The organism is Pseudoduganella sp. R-31 (assembly GCF_049913235.1).
In the GTDB taxonomy this organism is placed as follows: Bacteria; Pseudomonadota; Gammaproteobacteria; order Burkholderiales; family Burkholderiaceae_D; genus Rugamonas.
This window is the reverse complement of sequence record NZ_CP183986.1, coordinates 6,438,537-6,456,151: the sequence shown is the minus strand read 5'-3', so window position 1 is coordinate 6,456,151 and position 17,615 is coordinate 6,438,537. Positions and strand designations below refer to the sequence as shown.

Genomic DNA, 17,615 nt, shown 5'->3' with positions numbered 1-17,615 from the left:
TGAATGGAATGATGGAAAGCTGGCGCGGCCTGGGCCGCGGCGCGCGTAACGGCATCGCGGCGGGCCTGCTGCTGATCGTGGCGGTCATGGGCGGCCTGGCGTGGTGGATCTACCGCGCCGACTACCAGGTGCTGTTTGCCGACCTGTCGCCGGCCGATGCGGCGGCAATGACTGCGGAACTGGACAAGTCGAAAACCCCGTACCAGCTGGGCGGGGAGGGCCGCACCATCCTGGTGCCGCAGGACATGGTGTACAAGACCCGCCTCAAGCTGATGGGCAAGGAAGTGCCGCTGCACGGCGCGGTCGGCTTCGAAGTGTTCAACAATGCCGATTTCGGCATGACCGACTTCGTGCAGAAGGTGAACTACCAGCGCGCCATCCAGGGCGAGCTGCAGCGCACCATCCTGGCCATCGACGAGGTGCAGACGGCGCGCGTGCACCTGGCGGTGCCGGAGCAGGGCCTGTTCAAGCGCCAGGCGGCCAAGGCCAAGGCTTCGGTCACGGTCACCATGAAGCAGGGCCATACCCTGGGCGCCGAGCAGGTGCTGGGCATCCAGCGCCTGGTGGCGGCCTCGGTGCCGGAACTGACCGCGGCCGACGTGACGGTGCTGGACCAGCATGGCGTGGCGCTGACGCGCGCCGGCGGCAGCGACGCGGCGGAAGCGGCGGCCAGCGGCCAGCTGGACGCCAAGCGCGGCGGCGAAGACTACCTGCTGAAGAAGGTCAACCGCGTGCTGGACCAGACCTTTGGCGCCGGCACGGCTGTCGCGAGCATCGACCTCTCGCTGAACATGGACCAGAGCCGCGTCACGCTGGAGCAGGTGCTGCCGGCGCAGGCCGTGGTGCGCGAGCGCAAGGTGGTCAGCGACGCCAGCGGCGGCCAGAACGACGCCGTGGCGCGCAATCCGGGCAGCAGCACCACCGAAGCCGACTACCAGGTGGGCCGCCGCACCGAGCAGCTGAACGTGGCCAGCGGCGCGGTCAAGCGCATGACGGTGGCGGTACTGGTGCGCCAGTCGCTGAACGAAGACCAGATCGAAAAACTCAAGGAAGTGGTGGCATCGGCCGTCGGCCTGAACCAGGAACGGGGCGATGCCCTGGTGCTGTATTCGATGCAGCAGTTCGGCAGCCTGCCGGACAGCTTGCCGACCCCGATCGCCGGCCATGCCGATGCCAGCCCGGCCGACGCTACGCCGGCAGCAGCCGCCGGCAAGGCAGCGGCGCCGGCCGGCCGCAACCTGGTGTGGATGCTGGCAGCCCTGCTGCTGGGCGCGGCCGTGCCGGCCTCCGTCCTGCTGCTGGCCCGCCGCCGCGATGCCGATGCCGCGCCGCTGGATGATGCCGCGCGCGAGCGCCTGGTGCTGGATATCCGCAGCTGGATCGCGGCGCCTGCCGCCGGCGAGCGCTTGCCGACGGAGCAGCCATGAACGGTCACAAGCAGGCCGCCGCCGCGCTGCATGGCCTGAGCACGGCCGACCAGGACAAGGTGCTGGCTGAACTGCCGCCAGCCGACCAGGACATCCTGCGCGGCTACCTGGCCGAATTGAGCGCGCTCGGTTTCGCGCGCGCCCCGGCTGTTGCCGCTGCCGCGCGGCCGGCCGCCAGCGTGCTGCGCAACGCCAGCGCCGAAGCGCTGTTTGCCGTGCTGGCGCAGGAGCCGGCCGGCCTGGTGGCGCAATTCCTGGCGCTGGAAGCCTGGCCCGCCGGCGCAGCCCTGCTGGCGCTGTTCCCGGGGCCGCAGCGCGAGCGCATCGCTGCCGCGCAGGCGGCGCAGGGGCCGGTGGCGCCTGCCGTTGCCCGTACCCTGGTGGAGCTGGTAGCCGGCCGCCTGCCGGCCGCCGCAGCGGCGCCGGGCTGGCGCGCGGCCCTGGCAAAGGTATTCCGATGGACCCGATAATCCGCGCCGCCGCCGTTGCCGCCCGCCCGCGCCGCCTGCGCGCGCCCGGCGCGCCGCACCTGGTGGCGCCAGCCGCCGACCCGCATGGCGCCGAGCCGCACGGCGCCGCAACCGGCGGCCACGCTGCGCCCGTCGCGCAAGAGCGCAGCCCGGCCGCATCGCCGGCAGCCGCCGCGCCGCAAGAACAGCGTCCCGCCAGCTCGCCGGCACCAGCGGCCAGCCCGGCTGCTGCCGTGCAGCCGGACGCCGTGCTGGCGCAAGCCATCGCCGCGGAAAGCGCACGCCTGCGCGCCGCATTGCAGGCCGAGCAGCAAGCCTGGATCGCCGCCGCCGAACAGGCCCAGCGCGACTGGCTGGCGCAGGCCGAAGCCCAGCGCAGCGCCTGGCGCGAACAGGCCGAACAGGAATTGCGCGCCGCCTATGGCGAAGCCGAACGGCGCGGCCTGGAAGACGGCGCCGCCCAGGCGCAGCGCGTGGCCGAAGACCTGGTGCAAGCGCAGGTGGCGCGCCTGCAGGCCGCCGCCGGCGCACTGCTGCAAGCCCAGGGCACGCTGGCGCCTTCGCTGCAGGAAGACGCCGTGGAACTGGCCTTCACCATCGTTTGCCGCGTGCTGGGCGAGCAGGCTGCCACGCGCGCCGGCATCCACGCCATGCTGCAGGTGCAGCTGGCCGCGCTGCGCGAACGGCGCGACCTGACGGTGCGCCTGCATCCGGCCGACTGCGCCCTGATGGCGGCCGCTGAAGTGGACGGCGGCGCCGCGCTGCGCTACGTGCCGGACGCCGGCATCGAGCTGGGCGGCTGCCTGATCGACAGCCCGGCCGGCACCCTCGACGCGCGCCTCGAATACCAGCTTGGCCAGTTGCGCCAGGCGCTGGCAGCGGCCCGCGCAGGAGAAGCCTGATGCGCGAGTACCTGGACGCCGCCCGCAATGTGCCGCTGACGTCACGTCTCGGCACGGTGGCTGCCATTGCCGGCTACAGCCTGGAAGCGCTCGGCCCCGACGTCACCATCGGCGAAGTGTGCGAGATCACGCCGCAGGATGCGCCGCCGCTGGCGGCCGAAGCGGTCGGCCTGCAGCGCGGCCGCGTGGTGCTGATGCCCTACGGCGCGCTGCGCGGCGTGGGTATCGGCGACACCGTGCGCGCCACCGGCGTGCAGGCTGGCATGCCGGTCGGCCCGGCGCTCTTGGGGCGCGTGATCGATGCCTTCGGCCAGCCGCTGGACGGCGGCGCCGTGCCGCAGGCCACGGAGCAGCGTCCGCTGCAGGCCCCGCCCATGAATCCCTTGAGCCGGCCGCGCATCGACAAGGTGCTGGAAACCGGGGTGCGCGCCATCGACGGCCTGCTGCCGCTGGGACGCGGCCAGCGCATCGGCATCTTTGCCGGCAGCGGCGTCGGCAAGAGCACCTTGCTGGGCATGCTGGCGCGCGACGTGCAGGCCGACATCAACGTGATCGCCCTGATCGGCGAACGCGGGCGCGAAGTGCGTGAATTCGTGGAAAAGCACCTGGGCCCCGAAGGCCTGAAAAAGAGCGTGGTGCTGGTGGCCACCTCCGACCAGCCGGCGCTGGCGCGCACCCGCGCCGCCCAGGCCGCAACGGTGGTGGCCGAGTACTTCCGCGACCAGGGCAAGCAGGTGCTCCTGATGATGGATTCGATCACGCGCTTTGCCATGGCGCGGCGCGAGATCGGCCTGGCGGCGGGCGAGCCGCCCACCGCGCGCGGCTACACGCCGTCGGTGTTTGCCGACATCCCGGCGCTGTGCGAGCGCTGCGGCACCGCTGCCAGCGGCGGTTCGATCACCGCGCTGTACACCGTGCTGGTGGAGGGCGACGATTTCAACGAGCCGATCTCCGACATCGTGCGCGCCACGCTGGACGGCCACGTGATGCTGTCGCGCGAGCTGGCGCACGAAGGCCATTTCCCGGCCATCGACGTGCTGCAAAGCACCAGCCGCCTGGCCGGCGACCTGGCCACGCGCGAGGAGCTGGCCCTGATGGGCAGCGTGGTCGAACAGTTGGCCACCTACCAGCGCAACCGCCAGATGGTGGACATGGGCGCCTACCGCGCCGGCAGCAATGCCGCCATCGACCGCGCGCTGCACGCCTACCCGGCGCTGCGTACGGTGCTGTGCCAGAGCGTGCACGAATCGAGCCCGCGCGCCGATGCGCTGGCGCGGCTGCGGCGCGCCATCGGAGCGGCGCCATGAGCGGGCGCGGACGCTTCCGTTATCCGCTGGAGCCGGCGCGCCTGCTGCGCGAATGGGCGCTGGACGAGGCGCGCCAGGCGCTGGCGGAACAGAATGCGCTGCTGGCCGAAGCCGAGGCGGTGGCCGGCGGCGCCCAGGCGCGCCTGGCCGACGGCTGTGCGCAATGGGCGGCCATCAGCGGCTCGGGCCAGTTGCTGGCGGCGCAGCAATGCCTGCAACACGGGCGCTACCTGGCGTCGCTGGCGCAGTCGGCGCAAGCGGCCAGCCGTGCGCTGGCCGAGCGGCAGGATGCGCATGCCGAACAGGTGGCGCAGCTGGCGGGCGCGCGGCGCGCGCTGGACGGCCTGGAAAAGCACCGCAGCGAACTGCGGCGCGAATTCGTGCGCGCACGGCTGCAGGCGCAGGCGCGCGAGACCGACGATTTGTGGGGCGTATTGCAGGCGGGGAGGGACGGCGATGGCAATTGAGCTGGAAACGGCGGCGGCTGGAGGCGTGCCGCAGCGCATGAACCGGCAAAACGCGCAGGCGCGCCAGGAACGCTGGCTGGCGCAATTGCAGGATGCGCTGTTTGCAGGCGGCGGCGCGCATGCGCCGGGCCAGCATGGCGGCAATGCGCCGCAAGAGAGCACGCAGGGCCAGCACCAGGCACAGCGCGGCGAACCGGCAGAGCAAGCTGAAAATCCGGCATCCGGCCGCAAGGCAGGGCAGGCCGCTATGCGCCAGGCGGGCGGCAGCGCGGCGCCGGCGGCTGGCGTGCCGATGGACGGCGGGCCAGCCGGCGCCGCGCCCGTCGGGCATGCAGCCGTTGCCGGCATGGCGGCAGTGGGCGCCAGGCCAGGCAGCGCGGGCGCTGCGGCCCCGGCGGCTGGCGTGGCTGCCGCAGCGCTGCCGGGCCTGGCCGCCGCGCGCGCCGGGTTCGGCTTCGCAGCCGGCGCGCTGGCGCAGGACGGCAACGGCGCAGCGGAACAGCCGCAGGGCGCGGCCGAAGCGCAGCCGGAGCCGGGACAGCCGGCCGCCGCGCCGCAGGAAGATTACGCGCCGCGCCTGCTGCGCCTGGCGGCGCAGGGCCAGGGCATGCAAGCCTGGCTGCGCGATGCCAGCCTGCAGCCGGGCCAGGTAGCGGCCGTGGCGGCAGCCCTGGCCGGCGAACTGGCAGCCCAGGGCCAGCCCCTGGCCGCCCTCAGCATCAACGGCAAGCGCCTGCCGGACGGCGCCCTGCGCGCCGCCAGCGACCACGCGCGCCGCAACGCATTCAACGCATATACCGCCGCGGCGCAGCTGCCGCCGGTCCACAACGGGAAAGGATAGGACATGACCATCAGTAGCGCATCGGCCGTCAGCAGCAGCGCGCGCGGCACCTCCAATTCGGCCAACGTCAGCATCGAGGACTTCCTGAAGATCCTGACCGCCCAGCTGAACAACCAGGACCCGCTGAAGCCGGTCGACAACCAGGAATTCGTGGCGCAGATCGCCCAGTTCGCCAACCTGGAACAGACCCGCCAGCTCAACGAAAAGCTGGACGGCATGCTGTCCAACCAGGCTTCGACCCAGGCCCTGGGCCTGCTGGGCAAGACGGTCGACATCAACGTCAACGGCGCGCCATTTACCGGCACCGTGTCGGCGCTGTCGCTGGCCAGCGGCCAGCCGCTGATGACCGTCACTGCCGGCGCCCGCTCGCAGTCCAATATCAACCTGTCGCAGATCATCAATATCCGCTAAGGGGGCAGCATGTTCGAATCGATCACTATCGGCACTTCCGCCTTGCTGGGCCACGAAAAAGGCTTGCGCACGGTCGGCAACAACCTGGCCAACGTCAACACGGCCGGCTTCAAGTCCTCGCAGCTGGGCTTCACGGCCCTGTTCGACCAGCAGGCCGGCGGCGGCCAGGGCGCTGCCGGCAGCAACGCCGGCAGCGGCGGCAGCGGCATGGCGGTCGGCGGCACGGTGGTCAACTTCCAGGCCGGCCAGGACCAGTCGACCGGCAACCCGACCGACCTGCGCATCAACGGCAACGGCTTCTTCGTCATCAAGCGCGACAACGAATACCTGTACACCCGCGCCGGCGACTTCTCGTTCAACGACAAAGGCGCGCTGGTCAACTCGGCCGGCGACGCGGTGCAGGCCATGGGCGAGGGCGGGACGCTGTCCGACCTGGTGCTGGACAAGCAGCTGCGCAGCCCGGCCAAGGCCACCACCACCCTCAAGTTCGCCGGCGCGATCCCGTCGCCGGCAGCCGGCAGCACGGCGGCGCTGGCCGATGTCACCGTGCCCAGCATCACCGCGGTGGACGCCAACGGCACCAGCCATAGCCTGAGCATGAAAATCCACCACAACGGCAACAGCGAGTATGCGCTGACCATCAGCGAAGGCGCCACCACGGTGGGCACCGGCACGCTGAAGTTTGCCGGCGCCTACCCGGTGCCGGGCTTTAATGCGGTGACGGTGGACTGGACCCCGGCCGGCCTGACGGCCACCAGCCTGAAGTTCGACTTCGCCAGCGACGTGATGGCGCAGCCCGGCGCTTCCACCATCGCCTTCGCCAGCCAGGACGGCTACGCGGCCGGTTCCAAGTCGGACCAGACCATCGGCAGCGACGGGCTGGTGACCATCAAGTACAGCAATGGCCAGACCAGCACCGGGCCGCGCCTGGCGCTGGCCGACTTCGACAGCGTGCGCGACCTGAGCGAAGCGGGCGGCAGCGCCTTCCGCCGCAACGCCGACGTGGTGGCCAGCTATGGCTATGCCGGCAGCGCCACCTTCGGCAAGCTGCAGGCCGGCCACCGCGAAGGTTCCAACGTCGACCTGGCCGAGGAATTTTCCAACCTGATCCTGATGCAGCGCGGCTACCAGGCCGCCTCGCACGTGGTCAGCACGGCCAACGAAATGATCCAGCAACTGTTTGAAATGAAGCGCTGATGCACACCAGGCCTTACATCTTATTGAGCGACAGCCGCCTGGCGGCGTTGCGCGCAGCGCTGGAAGCGGCGCTGCGTCCATGGCAGCAGGCCTGGGGCCTGGCGCCCGAGCGCATCGAGTGCGTGGCGCTGCGGGCCGGCGCTGCCGCGCTGTGGACGCCGCGCGCCGCCTTCGAAGGCGCTGGCGGCGCCAGGGCCTGGCTGGCCTGGCCGGATGAACTGGGCGGCGCGCTGGAGCGCGCGCTGTGCGGCGCGGCGCCGGGCACCGGCCTGGCGCAGGCGCTGGCCGGGCGCGCACAGGAAGCGCTGCTGCAGGCGCTGGGGACGGCGCTGCCGGCAGGCCAGCGCGTCGGCGCGCTGGCGCCCGCGCGCGAACTGTATGCGGCCGGCTCCGGCGCGGCCCTGGTGCAGCTGCACTTCGGCCGCCAGGCGCTGGCCATCCTGCTCGACCATGCCGCCGTGGCTGCCCTGGCCCCGGCCGCTCCGGCAGCCCTGGCGCCGCTGGCGCCCTGCGAGCTGCAGGCGGCAGTCGGCGCTGCCACGCTGGCGCTGCCGGTGCAGCTGGGCAGCATTGAGCTCGACCTGGCCGACCTGATGGCGGTGCGCGTGGGCGACGTGATCCGCCTTGGCCGCAGCGCCGAGCAGCCGCTGCCCGTGCTGGCCCCGGATGGCGCCAGCACCCTGTTCCACGCCCACCTCGGCAAGGTGGGCCAGGCCCTCGCGGTGCAAGCCGCGCCGGCCCCTGTTTAATTTTGTAAGGAAGATCGTAATGAGCAGTCATGCAAGCGGCCAGGCCGCATCCGTTGAACTGGCCGAGCGCGTCGAGCTGGCCGAACTGCGCGGCCATGGCGGCGGCGCCCCGCTGGCCCTGGGCCAGGGCGCTTTGCTGCAAGGGGTGCAGGTCGGCCTGACAGTGCAGGTCGGGCAGGCCCAGGCCAGCCTGGCGCAGCTGATGGAGCTGCAGGCCGGCGCCGTGTTCACGCTGGACCGCGCGGTCGATGCGCCGCTCGACCTGGTGGTCAACGGCCAGGTGGTGGGGCGCGGCGAACTGGTGGTGGTGGGCGACCAGTTCGGCGTGCGGGTAACGGAAGTGGCGCCGCGCAGCCATGGCTGAAGCAGTTGCCGCAACGGCCAGCGCCGTCGTCAGCGCGCCGGCCATCCCCTTCAAGCAGGACACGCCGCTGGGCGCCGCGCCGGTCGGCGGCGGCGCCGTGGCGGTGCTGCTGCTGTCGCTGCTGGTGATCGTTGCCGTGCTGTTCCTGCGGCGCCGCCTGCCGCAGGCGGGCGGCGGCAGCGGCGGCCGCCTGCTGCGCGTGCTGGAACGCCAGCCGCTGGGCCCGCGCGCCCAGCTGGTGGTGGTGGAATTCGAGGGCCAGCGCCTGCTGCTGGCGCATACCGAACACGGCGTGGCGCAGGTGGCAGCGGCTGCCGCGCCGGCAGCCGTAGCGCCGGTGGCGCCATGATGCGCCGCCTGTGCCAGGCCGGCGCCGTACTGGCGCTGCTGCTGTGGGTGGGCGTGGCCTGGGCCGCGCCGGACAGCGCACCGGCCATCCAGCTTAACCTGGGCGGGGCCAGCCGCGCCGACACTTCGGCGGCGGTACGCATCCTGCTCGGCCTGACCGTGCTGTCGCTGGCGCCGGCCATCCTGATGTCGATGACTTCCTTCATCCGCATCGTGATCGTGCTGTCGATGCTGCGCCATGCGCTGGGCATGCAGGAGACGCCGCCCAATGCCGTCATCATCAGCCTGTCGCTGTTCCTGACCATGTTCACCATGGCGCCGGCGCTGCAGCAGGCCAATACCCAGGCCCTGCAGCCCTATGTGGCGGGCAAGCTCACTGCTGAAAAGGCCATCCCCAAGGCGCTGGCGCCGCTGCGCGAGTTCATGGTGCGCCAGACGCGCGAAGCGGACCTGGCGCTGATGGTGGAATTGGCGCACGCCGAACGCCCGGCCAGCATGGAAGACATCAGCATGCTGCAGCTGATTCCTGCCTTCATGCTGTCCGAGCTGCGCGCTGCCTTCCAGATCGGCTTCGTGATCTTCCTGCCTTTCCTGCTGGTGGACCTGGTGGTGTCGTCGGCGCTGATGGCGCTGGGCATGATGATGGTGCCGCCGGCCTCGATCTCGCTGCCGGTGAAGATCCTGCTGTTCGTGCTGATGGACGGCTGGAACCTGGTGGTGCGCGCCCTGCTGGGTACTTTCGTCTGAGGGCAATGCCGGTGTCGGAGGACGTCCTTGAAACGGTATGGCAGCGCTTTCACGGGGGCGAGGCCGAGGCGCGCGCCGCGCTGGCGCAAGCCTACGATGCGTATGCACGCATGCACGCGGCGCGCATGTACGCGCGCCGCGTGCAGGACGACCTGGAGTTCGACGACTACCTGCAGTACGCCCGGGTCGGCCTGCTGGAAGCGATCGACCGCTACCAGGACAGCCGCGGCGCCAAGTTCGAGACGTTTGCCTCGTCGCGGGTCAGCGGTGCCATCCTGAACGGCATCGATTCGGCCAGCGACCTGCGCGAGCAGGTGGCCGCGCGCAAGCGCATCGTGTCGCAGCGGGTGGGCGCGCTGGCGGACGGGCAGGACGCCGATGTCTTCGGCCAGCTGGCCGAACTGGCCATCGGGCTGGCGGTCGGCTTCCTGCTGGAGGAAACCGGCCTGTATGCCGCCGGCGAAAGGGAGTATGCCGACAACAGTTATCATGGCGTCGAGCTGCGCCAGCTGCGCAATACCCTGATGGCGGCGCTGGAGCAGCTGCCGCCGCTGCAGCGCCGCATCGTGCATGCGCACTACCTGCAGCAGCAGCCGTTCGGCGAGATTGCGCAGGACTGCGAGCTGTCGGCCGGGCGCGTGACCCAATTACACAAAGAGGCAATGACGGCGCTGCGCCGTCAATTGCGCGGACGCGGGCTGGACGTCAGCCTGTAGGGAGAGCATGGAATGGTGACATCGGTAAGCGGCGTGACGGCCCTGGTGCGGATGATCCGCAGCCAGCTGGCGCCGCATGGCGCGGCCGCCGGCCGGCGCGCCCCCAGTGCGGACGGGCGCGCGGCGGCAACGCCGGACGGCACGCTGGCGCGCCTGGTGGAACAGCGGGTGCGCGCCATCGGCCGCGACGACCCGCAGCGCGGGCGCAAGGCCTTGCGCGTGTTCCTGGAAGCGGTGCTGCTGGACGAGCTGGGCCAGCACCTGCTGGCCGATCCGCGTTTTTTCCGCATGGTCGACGAGGTGCAGGAAGCGCTGGAGCAGGATGATTCCTGCCAACCCCTGCTGGAACAGGCGATGGCGCAGCTGCTGGCGACGGGAGGTCAGGATGGGCAATGACATGGCCCTGCGCATGCTGTCCGAGCTGCTGTGGACCGGCTTGCTGATCGCGGCGCCGCTGCTGGCCGTGACCTTGCTGGTGGGCTTGCTGGTCAGCGTGCTGCAGGTGGTGACGCAGATCCAGGAAGCCTCGCTCAGTTTCGTGCCCAAGCTGGTGGCGGCCGTGGTGGTGCTGGTGGTGTGCGGGCCGTGGATGCTGAAGCGCCTGGTGGCCTTCGGCGCCGGCCTGATCGCGTCGATACCGCAGCAATTCTAAGGCGAGCGATGCAGATCAACGTCGATGCGGCATGGGCCCTGGCAGTGTTTTACGTGTGGCTGCGCCTGGGCTGCGTGTTCCTGCTGGCGCCGGTACCCATGGTGCAGGGCACGCCGGTGGTGGTGCGCGTGCTGTTTACGCTGGCGCTGGCGGCGCTGCTGGTGTCCGGCGGCGGCGTGCGGCCGGCGCTGGCCAGCTTCGGCCCGGGCCAGGTGCTGTTGGGAGCGATCGGCGAAGTGGTGGTCGGCATCACGCTGGCCTTCGGCGTGTTTGCCGCCTTCGGCGCGTTTGCCATGGCCGGCAAGATCCTCGACGTGCAGAGCGGTTTCGGCCTGGGCGTAGTGTATGACCCGGTGACGCGCTCGGGCGCGCCGATGTTTGCCACCATCCTCAACATGACCGGGGTGGCGCTGTTCTTCGCCCTTGACGGCCACCATGCGCTGCTGCGCGGCCTGGCCTTCTCGCTGCAGCGGGCGGCGCCGGGCGCCGGGCTGGAACTGTCGGCCGATGCGGCCGTGGCGCAGTTCGGGCTGGTGTTCTCCTACGGCATCGCGCTGGTGATTCCGGTCATCCTGTGCCTGCTGCTGCTGGAGCTGGCGCTGGCCGTGGCCTCGCGCACGCTGCCGCAGATGAACGTGTTCGTGGTCAGCATCCCGCTCAAGCTGGTGGCGGCGCTGACCATCTTTGCCGTCAGCGCACCGACGCTGGGGCCGGCCATGCAGCGCGTCTACCGCTCCATCTTCACCTACTGGGAAAGCGTGCTGCGCTGATGGCGGAACAGGATAGCGACCGTTCGGAACAGGCCACGCCGCACCGGCTGGAGGACGCGCGCAAAAAGGGCCAGGTGGCGAAGAGCGTGGACTTCCTGTCGTGCGCGGCCATTGCCGTGCTGACGGTGGTGGTGCAGGCTAGCGGCTGGGACGGCCTGGGCAAGCTGCTCAGCATGGCGCAGCGCACCCTGGCGCGGGCGCCGGGGCTGGAGTGGAGCGTGGCCAACCTGGCGGCCTGGTGCGGCCAGCTGCTGTTGGCGGTGCTGCTGTTGCTGGCGCCCCTGCTGATGGCGCTGGTGATTGCCGCGCTGCTGACCAACCTGGCGCAGACCGGCCCGATATTCAGCGTGCACCCGGTCAAGCCGGACTTCAAGCGCCTCAACCCGGTCGATGGTTTCAAGCGCATCTTTTCGATGCGCACCCTGTTCGAGGCCGGCAAGAGCATCGTCAAGCTGGTGGTGCTGGCCGGGGTGGCGTGGGCCGCCGTGAGCGCGGCGCTGCCGGGCCTGATGGCCTTGCCGACGGCGGCGCCGGCCGCCTATCCGCGCATCCTGCTCGAGCTGGTGGGCGGCCTGCTGGGCAAGCTGGCGTTGGCGCTGCTGTTGATTGCGCTGGCCGACATGGGCTTTGTGCGCTGGGATTACGCCAAGCGCATGCGCATGAGCAAGCGCGACATCAAGGACGAGCACAAGAACCGCGAAGGCGATCCGCGCATCCGCGCCCGCATCCGCGAACTGCGCAAGGACATGCTCAAGCGCAGCCAGTCGATGCGGCGCATGGCCAGCGCCGACGTGCTGGTCACCAACCCGACCCGCCTGGCCGTGGCGCTGCGCTACGAGCATGGCAGCGCGGCCGCGCCCAAGGTGGTGGCCAAGGGCGCCGGCGACCTGGCGGCGCGCATGCGCGCACTGGCCGGGCGCAAGAATATCCCGATCGTGCAGAACAAGCCGCTGGCGCGCACCTTGTTCCGCGAAGTCGATTACGACGGCTACGTGCCGGAAAAGCTGTATCCGCAGCTTGCAAAAATCATGGTCTGGGTCTACGCCATGCGCGAGGCCCGCCGTCAGTCTGGAAGGAAGAATTGATGTTACGTCGTTATTTTGGCGAGAACGCCGACCTGGTCATGGTGCTGCTGGTGGTCGGCATCCTGTGCGTGCTGTTCGTGCCGATCCCGTCGGCCATGCTGGATTTCCTGATCCTGTGCAATATCAGCTTCGCCCTGACCATCCTGCTGCTGACCTTCTATATCCCGCGGCCGGTGGAGTTTTCCACTTTTCCCTCGCTGCTGCTGATCGCCACCCTGTTCCGGCTGTCGCTCAACGTGGCGGCCACCCGCCTGATCCTCAGCGATGCCGACGCCGGACGCGTGATCGGCGCCATCGGCTCCTATGTGGTGGGCGGCAACTACGTGATCGGCATGATCGTGTTCCTGATCCTGGTGGTGGTGCAGTACGTGGTGGTGACCAGCGGCGCGCAGCGCGTGTCCGAAGTGGCGGCCCGCTTCACGCTGGACAGCATGCCGGGCCAGCAGATGAGCATTGACGCCGACCTGAACATGGGCTTCATCGACCAGGAAGAAGCCAAGCGCCGCCGCAAGCTGCTGGAAAAGGAATCGGGTTTCTACGGCGCGATGGACGGCGCCAGCAAATTCGTCAAGGGCGATGCCATTGCCGGCATCCTGATCATGCTGATCAACATCGTCGGCGGCCTGGTGATCGGCATCATGCAGATGGGCATGCGCTGGGACCAGGCGCTGCACACCTTTACCCTGCTGACCGTGGGCGACGGCATCGTGACCCAGGTGCCGGCGCTGGTGATTTCGGTGGGCACCGGCATCATCGTGACGCGCTCCGCCTCGGACGGCAACCTGAGCAGCCAGGTGCTGCGCCAGCTGACCTCCTTCCCCAAGACCCTGTTCATCGTGGCCGGCGCCATGGCGGCGCTGTTCTTCCTGCCGGGCATTCCGCCGCTGCCGGTACTGGTGGTGGGCGGCACGCTGTTCGGCGTCGGTCTGCTGCTGCGCCGCAAGGTCGGCGGCAAGCCGGAAGACGACCAGGACGCCGACGCCAAGGATGGCGAGGAAGACACCTACGACCTGCTGAAAGTGGAACCGATCGAAGTGCTGATGGGGGCGACCCTGCTGCCGCTGGTGAACGGCGAGCAAAGCCTGCTGACCGAACGGATTGCCGCGCTGCGCAAGCAGTTCGCGCTGGAATCCGGCATGGTGCTGCCGCGCGTGCGCTTCCGCGACGCGCCGCAACTGGCCGCCACCGCCTACGAGCTGCGCGTGTTCGGCGCGCTGGCCGGCAAGGGCGACATCATGCTCGACCACACGCTGGCCATCCACAGCGGCGGCGAGCAGCGGGCGCTGAAAGGGATCGAGACGCGCGAGCCGACCTACGGCTTGCCGGCAATCTGGATCGCCGACAGCGAAAAGGAACTGGCGCGCTCGGCGCGCTACACCCTGGTCGACCCGGGCACGGTGTTCATCACCCACCTGTCGGAAGTGCTGAAGCAGCAGTCGGCCATGCTGCTGACGCGCGGCGAGACCGACAAGCTGCTGCAGCGCATCCGCGACAGCCAGCCCGGGCTGGTGGAAGAGCTGGTGCCGACCGTGGTCTCGGTCAGCGACATCCAGAAGATCCTGCAGAACCTGCTGCGCGAGAAAGTCTCGGTGCGCCACCTGGAAGCGATCCTGGAAACCCTGGCCGACGCCGGCCGCAACAGCAAGGACCTGGGCTACCTGACCGAAGTGGTGCGCCAGAAGCTGGGCACGGCCATCTGCCAGGACCTGCTGGGCGATCACAGCGCCCTGCACGTGCTGACCCTGGACCCGGCCATCGAACAGGTGCTGATGCAAAGCGTGCGCCAGGCCGACGGCGGCGGCATCGTGGTCGAGCCCAAGTTCGCCGACCAGCTGCTGGCCCGCCTGGCCAGCCAGGCCGACCGCATGATGAAGGCGAATATGCTGCCGGTGCTGCTGTGCGCGCCGGACTTGCGGCGCCATGTGCGCGCCCTGAGCGAGCGCGTGCTGCCGCACCTGCGGGTGCTGTCGATGGCGGAAGTACCCAACAGTGTCAACCTGAAGGCGTACACTACGGTCAGTCTGTAACTTCTGGAGAAATAACCATGACAACGATGAATCGTATCGCCGCCACGCTGGCCGGCCTGGTGCTGGCCGCCGGCGCACTGGCCAATCCCTTGGACGCCTTGACCGAGAAGGAGGCTGGCGGCGGCCTGAAAGCCGCGCTGGAAGCCGGTTCGGTGGCCGCCGTGGGCAAGCTTGGCGTCGAGGGCGGGTTCATGAACAACGATGCGGTGCGCATCAAGCTGCCGCGCGTGCTGGAAAAAGCCCGTCCTATCCTGGAAATGACCGGCCGCGGCGAACAGCTCGATGAGCTGGAAACCGCGATGAACCGCGCTGCCGAGCAAGCCGTGCCGCTGGCCAAGCCGCTGCTGGTGAATGCGGTCAAGTCGATGACGCTGAGCGACGCCAAGGCGATCCTGACCGGCGGCGACACCTCGGTCACCGATTTCTTCAAGGAGAAAACCGCAGCGCCGCTGGCGGTGAAATTCAAGCCGATCGTGAAGGGCGTGACTGACCGGTCCAAGCTGTCCGGCCAGTTCAACAGCGCGATGGCGCAGGCGACCAAGTTCGGCCTGGCCACTGAAGAGCAGGCGACGGTGGAAAGCTACGTCACCCAGCGCGCGCTCGATGGCCTGTTCCTGATGATCGGGGAAGAAGAGAAGAAGATCCGCGAGAACCCGATCTCCTACGGCAGCAAGGCGATTTCCAAAGTCTTCGGCCTGCTCAAATAAGCGTCCGGCCGCGCGGGTTGCGCGCTTGCGCGGCTGAGTTCAGGATTTCAAGCTGTCCTGACTTGAAGGTTTGCTGGTGCTCGCCGTCGGCATCGTGCCAGCGGCACAGCACATCCTCGTCATCGTTCCGGCCCGTGCGGCCCGGCGTGGTGCGAATCACCAGCATCTTATGGTGCCAGCCGATCGGCCGCACCGCATCTCCCGCCTTTGCCCGTTCGCGTTCCATGGCTGCCTCCTGCAAGCTGCTGCAGCCATGATACGCCTGTCGGGCAAGGCGGGGCGCCCGGTCAGGAACCTACCAGTTGTACCGCATCCACATACAGGCGGTCGGTACTCAGGTTATTGGATTTGGTGATGCGCGCCGCCTTGGCCTTGTAGGTCGTCTTTTCGATCGGCTGCACAAACCAGGTGCGGGTGCCGCGCCGGTCGACCTTCACGGTGTTGATGCCGCTCCATACAGTATTCCATTTGCCGTCGGTGTCCTGCAGCTCAACCTTGGTGATGCCTTCCAGGCCGTAGCCATCGCTGATCGCTACGCGCAGTTGGGTGGCATTGACCGGATTCTGGAAGCCGACTTCGAGCGAATCGAAACCAACATCGCTGCCCTTGGTTGCAAAATTCTTGCCGTCGACCTTGCCGGTTGCGTTGGCCGGCTCGTAGCTGCTGCCGCCGTATTCGGACGTCGCGCTGGCGGTGCTGGCCCACTGCGCGTTGGTGTCGTTGATGTAGCCGTCTTCCATATTGGAGTAATCGAGCTTGGCCTGGCGCTTGGCCATTTCCTTCTGCTCGGTGCTCATGTTCTCCATGTCCATCTGCGGAGTTGCCAGGGGGGCATTGCCGGTGGCCGCGGTGCTGGCGGCAGGGGCGGCAGGCGCCGCAGGGGCTGGAGCCGGCGCGGCTGGTGCAGCGGCGGGCGCTGGGGTCGCTTCAGAGGTCGGTGCCGGCGCAGGCGCCTTCTTGGCGCAGGCTGCGAGCAGCAGGGCGGGTAACAGCAAGGCGTATTTTGTCTTCATGACGGCTCCCTTATTGATTATCAAAACAGCAAGCCGCCGATGATGTCACAAACCCGCGCTGCATTCAATCGTGCGCGGGGTTTAGTAAGTTACTAAGTGATATTTACGCAACATTCACGTCGAGCAGCACGGTATAGGCCAGGCGCTTGCCTTCGTACATCTGGCCGCCGCGGATCACGGCGTCGGTCGAGGTGAGCTGGCCGCTGATTTCCTGGCGCGCCAGCATGGCGCGGAAGGCCACGGCGTCTTTCGGCGCCAGGTAGCCGACCATCTCGCTGTTGAGGAAGACGGCGACCGCCTTGTCTTCGTAGGGGTTGTTGTCGTCCGCCAGCAGCAGCGCCTTGTGGCGGGCGTCGGCCGCGGCCTCGCCATGCTCGCCGGCCAGGGCGCGGATGGTGTCGGAATAGCGCGACTCGCCCAGCACTTCGAGCTGGTAGCGGCCTTCGTCGCTCCAGTGGTGCACCGGCTCGCCCTGCGGCAGCGGCGTGTAGGAGCCGCCCACCGGCTTGCCCGTTGGCGCAGGGGCGGCTTTCGGGCCGCCTTTCAGCAGGAAGTACAGCGTTACCAGTGCCAGGACGATGATCAGGATGTTCAGTGCGAGGGCCATTACTTGGGCTTCCTTAGGGACAAGACCCGCTATTATCGCAGGCCGGGCGGCAAAACCGGAATGGTATAATCGCCCCTTTTCCTTGCACGTTTAGCCATGTCTTCCGAATCCACGCCAAAGGGCAAAATGCTCTACGACCCGACCGAACACCGCATCCGCAGCTTCGTCACGCGCGCGGGACGCCTGTCTTCGGCACAAGAGCGTGCGCTGAGCGATCTCGGTCCGCAATTCATGGTCGAGCACAAGAAAGAAGCGCTGGACTTCGAGAAGACTTTCGGCCGCAAGGCGCCGCTGATCCTGGAGATCGGCTTCGGCATGGGCGGCACCACCGCCCACATCGCCAAGCTGATGCCGGAGAAGGATTTCATCGGCGTGGAAGTGCACACCCCGGGCGTGGGCAGCCTGCTCAAGCTGATCGGCGAGGAAGGCCTGACCAACCTGCGCGTGATCCAGCACGATGCGGTGGAAGTATTGCGCGACATGATCCCGGCCGGTTCGCTGGCGGGCGTGCATATCTACTTCCCTGACCCATGGCACAAGGCGCGCCACAACAAGCGCCGCCTGATCCAGGCCCCATTCGTGAAAACCCTGTGCGAGCACCTGGCGCCGGGCGGCTATATCCACCTGGCGACCGACTGGGAAGATTACGCGGTGCAGATGCTGGAAGTGCTGAGCGCCGAGCCGGCGCTGCAGAACACCGCTGAAGGCTACGCGCCGCAGCCGGCCTACCGCCCGCTGACCAAGTTCGAAAACCGCGGCCTGAAACTGGGCCACGGCGTCTGGGACCTGGTATTCACCAAGAAATGAT

At 69.0% G+C, this 17,615-nt stretch carries 23 protein-coding genes; 20 read left to right on the top strand and 3 right to left on the bottom strand.

What is annotated here, in order from left to right; translation table 11 throughout:
- The first annotated feature begins 8 nt into the window (after positions 1–8).
- The 19 genes from fliF to ACN9MY_RS29450 are packed head-to-tail and all read left to right on the top strand — an operon-like array spanning position 9 to position 15,187.
- Positions 9–1,427 (top strand): flagellar basal-body MS-ring/collar protein FliF, encoded by a 1,419-nt coding sequence (fliF, locus tag ACN9MY_RS29540; RefSeq protein ID WP_426337665.1) that lies wholly within the window; start codon positions 9–11, stop codon positions 1,425–1,427.
- Positions 1,424–1,897, top strand: a complete 474-nt coding sequence (locus tag ACN9MY_RS29535; RefSeq protein ID WP_426336537.1) for a hypothetical protein — start codon at positions 1,424–1,426, stop codon at positions 1,895–1,897. The genes fliF and ACN9MY_RS29535 overlap by 4 nt, the downstream gene beginning before the upstream one ends.
- Positions 1,885–2,799 carry a FliH/SctL family protein gene (locus ACN9MY_RS29530; protein ID WP_426336536.1) on the top strand — a complete coding sequence of 305 codons (915 nt, stop codon included), beginning with the start codon at positions 1,885–1,887 and terminating at the stop codon, positions 2,797–2,799. The genes ACN9MY_RS29535 and ACN9MY_RS29530 overlap by 13 nt, the downstream gene beginning before the upstream one ends.
- Complete coding sequence (locus tag ACN9MY_RS29525) at positions 2,799–4,106, top strand: FliI/YscN family ATPase (protein WP_426336535.1); 1,308 nt, start codon at positions 2,799–2,801, stop codon at positions 4,104–4,106. Before ACN9MY_RS29530 ends, ACN9MY_RS29525 begins: the two co-directional genes overlap by 1 nt.
- Positions 4,103–4,573, top strand: a complete 471-nt coding sequence (locus ACN9MY_RS29520) for a hypothetical protein (protein ID WP_426165632.1) — start codon at positions 4,103–4,105, stop codon at positions 4,571–4,573. Before ACN9MY_RS29525 ends, ACN9MY_RS29520 begins: the two co-directional genes overlap by 4 nt.
- Entirely contained in the window at positions 4,563–5,414 is an 852-nt protein-coding gene (locus tag ACN9MY_RS29515; protein WP_426319495.1) for a hypothetical protein, read from the top strand. The genes ACN9MY_RS29520 and ACN9MY_RS29515 overlap by 11 nt, the downstream gene beginning before the upstream one ends.
- Before the next feature lie 3 nt (positions 5,415–5,417).
- Positions 5,418–5,825 carry a flagellar hook assembly protein FlgD gene (locus tag ACN9MY_RS29510; RefSeq protein WP_426165628.1) on the top strand — a complete coding sequence of 136 codons (408 nt, stop codon included), beginning with the start codon at positions 5,418–5,420 and terminating at the stop codon, positions 5,823–5,825.
- A 9-nt stretch (positions 5,826–5,834) separates the two neighbouring features.
- Positions 5,835–7,022 (top strand): flagellar hook protein FlgE, encoded by a 1,188-nt coding sequence (locus ACN9MY_RS29505; protein ID WP_426165626.1) that lies wholly within the window; start codon positions 5,835–5,837, stop codon positions 7,020–7,022.
- The gene (locus tag ACN9MY_RS29500) at positions 7,022–7,771 is read left to right on the top strand and encodes a FliM/FliN family flagellar motor switch protein (protein ID WP_426165624.1); all 750 of its coding nucleotides are present in this window, start codon (positions 7,022–7,024) and stop codon (positions 7,769–7,771) included. Before ACN9MY_RS29505 ends, ACN9MY_RS29500 begins: the two co-directional genes overlap by 1 nt.
- Positions 7,772–7,790: 19 nt before the next feature.
- Positions 7,791–8,135 carry a FliM/FliN family flagellar motor switch protein gene (locus ACN9MY_RS29495; protein WP_426165622.1) on the top strand — a complete coding sequence of 115 codons (345 nt, stop codon included), beginning with the start codon at positions 7,791–7,793 and terminating at the stop codon, positions 8,133–8,135.
- Positions 8,128–8,484, top strand: coding sequence for a flagellar biosynthetic protein FliO (locus tag ACN9MY_RS29490; RefSeq protein WP_426165620.1), 357 nt, complete (start codon positions 8,128–8,130; stop codon positions 8,482–8,484). Before ACN9MY_RS29495 ends, ACN9MY_RS29490 begins: the two co-directional genes overlap by 8 nt.
- Positions 8,481–9,230, top strand: a complete 750-nt coding sequence (fliP, locus tag ACN9MY_RS29485; RefSeq protein WP_426165618.1) for a flagellar type III secretion system pore protein FliP — start codon at positions 8,481–8,483, stop codon at positions 9,228–9,230. The genes ACN9MY_RS29490 and fliP overlap by 4 nt, the downstream gene beginning before the upstream one ends.
- Positions 9,231–9,241: 11 nt before the next feature.
- A complete protein-coding gene (locus ACN9MY_RS29480; protein ID WP_426336534.1) occupies positions 9,242–9,946 on the top strand; it encodes a sigma-70 family RNA polymerase sigma factor in 705 nt (234 codons plus the stop codon).
- A 12-nt stretch (positions 9,947–9,958) separates the two neighbouring features.
- Entirely contained in the window at positions 9,959–10,342 is a 384-nt protein-coding gene (locus ACN9MY_RS29475) for a hypothetical protein (protein ID WP_426165614.1), read from the top strand.
- Positions 10,332–10,598 carry a flagellar biosynthesis protein FliQ gene (fliQ, locus tag ACN9MY_RS29470; RefSeq protein ID WP_426336533.1) on the top strand — a complete coding sequence of 89 codons (267 nt, stop codon included), beginning with the start codon at positions 10,332–10,334 and terminating at the stop codon, positions 10,596–10,598. Before ACN9MY_RS29475 ends, fliQ begins: the two co-directional genes overlap by 11 nt.
- 8 nt (positions 10,599–10,606) lie before the next feature.
- Entirely contained in the window at positions 10,607–11,368 is a 762-nt protein-coding gene (locus tag ACN9MY_RS29465; RefSeq protein ID WP_426165610.1) for a flagellar biosynthetic protein FliR, read from the top strand.
- Entirely contained in the window at positions 11,368–12,453 is a 1,086-nt protein-coding gene (locus ACN9MY_RS29460; RefSeq protein ID WP_426165608.1) for an EscU/YscU/HrcU family type III secretion system export apparatus switch protein, read from the top strand. Before ACN9MY_RS29465 ends, ACN9MY_RS29460 begins: the two co-directional genes overlap by 1 nt.
- Complete coding sequence (flhA, locus tag ACN9MY_RS29455) at positions 12,453–14,480, top strand: flagellar biosynthesis protein FlhA (RefSeq protein WP_426319488.1); 2,028 nt, start codon at positions 12,453–12,455, stop codon at positions 14,478–14,480. The genes ACN9MY_RS29460 and flhA overlap by 1 nt, the downstream gene beginning before the upstream one ends.
- A gap of 17 nt (positions 14,481–14,497) precedes the next feature.
- The gene (locus tag ACN9MY_RS29450; RefSeq protein ID WP_426319487.1) at positions 14,498–15,187 is read left to right on the top strand and encodes a DUF4197 domain-containing protein; all 690 of its coding nucleotides are present in this window, start codon (positions 14,498–14,500) and stop codon (positions 15,185–15,187) included.
- On the opposite strand, the gene ACN9MY_RS29445 is transcribed toward ACN9MY_RS29450, so the two are convergent.
- The 3 genes from ACN9MY_RS29445 to ACN9MY_RS29435 form a co-directional block, all read right to left on the bottom strand.
- Positions 15,180–15,413, bottom strand: a complete 234-nt coding sequence (locus ACN9MY_RS29445; protein WP_426165602.1) for a hypothetical protein — start codon at positions 15,411–15,413, stop codon at positions 15,180–15,182. The two genes, ACN9MY_RS29450 and ACN9MY_RS29445, sit on opposite strands and share 8 nt — an antisense overlap.
- Before the next feature lie 61 nt (positions 15,414–15,474).
- The gene (locus ACN9MY_RS29440; RefSeq protein WP_426336532.1) at positions 15,475–16,200 is read right to left on the bottom strand and encodes a hypothetical protein; all 726 of its coding nucleotides are present in this window, start codon (positions 16,198–16,200) and stop codon (positions 15,475–15,477) included.
- Positions 16,201–16,303: 103 nt separating this feature from the next.
- Positions 16,304–16,807: a hypothetical protein gene (locus ACN9MY_RS29435; RefSeq protein WP_426336531.1), complete on the bottom strand. Its 504-nt coding sequence runs from the start codon at positions 16,805–16,807 to the stop codon at positions 16,304–16,306.
- A gap of 126 nt (positions 16,808–16,933) precedes the next feature.
- On the opposite strand from ACN9MY_RS29435, the gene trmB reads away from it, so the two are divergent.
- Positions 16,934–17,614 carry a tRNA (guanosine(46)-N7)-methyltransferase TrmB gene (trmB, locus tag ACN9MY_RS29430; RefSeq protein WP_426337664.1) on the top strand — a complete coding sequence of 227 codons (681 nt, stop codon included), beginning with the start codon at positions 16,934–16,936 and terminating at the stop codon, positions 17,612–17,614.
- The last annotated feature ends 1 nt before the right edge of the window (position 17,615 follow it).

What these genes read in the sequence shown, in the direction of transcription:
- fliF (WP_426337665.1), top strand. Translation starts at nt 9, where the DNA reads ATGATGGAAAGCTGGCGCGGCCTGGGCCGCGGCGCGCGTAACGGCATC.
- ACN9MY_RS29535 (WP_426336537.1), top strand. Translation starts at nt 1,424, where the DNA reads ATGAACGGTCACAAGCAGGCCGCCGCCGCGCTGCATGGCCTGAGCACG.
- ACN9MY_RS29530 (WP_426336536.1), top strand. Translation starts at nt 1,885, where the DNA reads ATGGACCCGATAATCCGCGCCGCCGCCGTTGCCGCCCGCCCGCGCCGC.
- ACN9MY_RS29525 (WP_426336535.1), top strand. Translation starts at nt 2,799, where the DNA reads ATGCGCGAGTACCTGGACGCCGCCCGCAATGTGCCGCTGACGTCACGT.
- ACN9MY_RS29520 (WP_426165632.1), top strand. Translation starts at nt 4,103, where the DNA reads ATGAGCGGGCGCGGACGCTTCCGTTATCCGCTGGAGCCGGCGCGCCTG.
- ACN9MY_RS29515 (WP_426319495.1), top strand. Translation starts at nt 4,563, where the DNA reads ATGGCAATTGAGCTGGAAACGGCGGCGGCTGGAGGCGTGCCGCAGCGC.
- ACN9MY_RS29510 (WP_426165628.1), top strand. Translation starts at nt 5,418, where the DNA reads ATGACCATCAGTAGCGCATCGGCCGTCAGCAGCAGCGCGCGCGGCACC.
- ACN9MY_RS29505 (WP_426165626.1), top strand. Translation starts at nt 5,835, where the DNA reads ATGTTCGAATCGATCACTATCGGCACTTCCGCCTTGCTGGGCCACGAA.
- ACN9MY_RS29500 (WP_426165624.1), top strand. Translation starts at nt 7,022, where the DNA reads ATGCACACCAGGCCTTACATCTTATTGAGCGACAGCCGCCTGGCGGCG.
- ACN9MY_RS29495 (WP_426165622.1), top strand. Translation starts at nt 7,791, where the DNA reads ATGAGCAGTCATGCAAGCGGCCAGGCCGCATCCGTTGAACTGGCCGAG.
- ACN9MY_RS29490 (WP_426165620.1), top strand. Translation starts at nt 8,128, where the DNA reads ATGGCTGAAGCAGTTGCCGCAACGGCCAGCGCCGTCGTCAGCGCGCCG.
- fliP (WP_426165618.1), top strand. Translation starts at nt 8,481, where the DNA reads ATGATGCGCCGCCTGTGCCAGGCCGGCGCCGTACTGGCGCTGCTGCTG.
- ACN9MY_RS29475 (WP_426165614.1), top strand. Translation starts at nt 9,959, where the DNA reads ATGGTGACATCGGTAAGCGGCGTGACGGCCCTGGTGCGGATGATCCGC.
- fliQ (WP_426336533.1), top strand. Translation starts at nt 10,332, where the DNA reads ATGGGCAATGACATGGCCCTGCGCATGCTGTCCGAGCTGCTGTGGACC.
- ACN9MY_RS29465 (WP_426165610.1), top strand. Translation starts at nt 10,607, where the DNA reads ATGCAGATCAACGTCGATGCGGCATGGGCCCTGGCAGTGTTTTACGTG.
- ACN9MY_RS29460 (WP_426165608.1), top strand. Translation starts at nt 11,368, where the DNA reads ATGGCGGAACAGGATAGCGACCGTTCGGAACAGGCCACGCCGCACCGG.
- flhA (WP_426319488.1), top strand. Translation starts at nt 12,453, where the DNA reads ATGTTACGTCGTTATTTTGGCGAGAACGCCGACCTGGTCATGGTGCTG.
- ACN9MY_RS29450 (WP_426319487.1), top strand. Translation starts at nt 14,498, where the DNA reads ATGACAACGATGAATCGTATCGCCGCCACGCTGGCCGGCCTGGTGCTG.
- ACN9MY_RS29445 (WP_426165602.1), bottom strand. Translation starts at nt 15,413, where the DNA reads ATGGAACGCGAACGGGCAAAGGCGGGAGATGCGGTGCGGCCGATCGGC.
- ACN9MY_RS29440 (WP_426336532.1), bottom strand. Translation starts at nt 16,200, where the DNA reads ATGAAGACAAAATACGCCTTGCTGTTACCCGCCCTGCTGCTCGCAGCC.
- ACN9MY_RS29435 (WP_426336531.1), bottom strand. Translation starts at nt 16,807, where the DNA reads ATGGCCCTCGCACTGAACATCCTGATCATCGTCCTGGCACTGGTAACG.
- trmB (WP_426337664.1), top strand. Translation starts at nt 16,934, where the DNA reads ATGCTCTACGACCCGACCGAACACCGCATCCGCAGCTTCGTCACGCGC.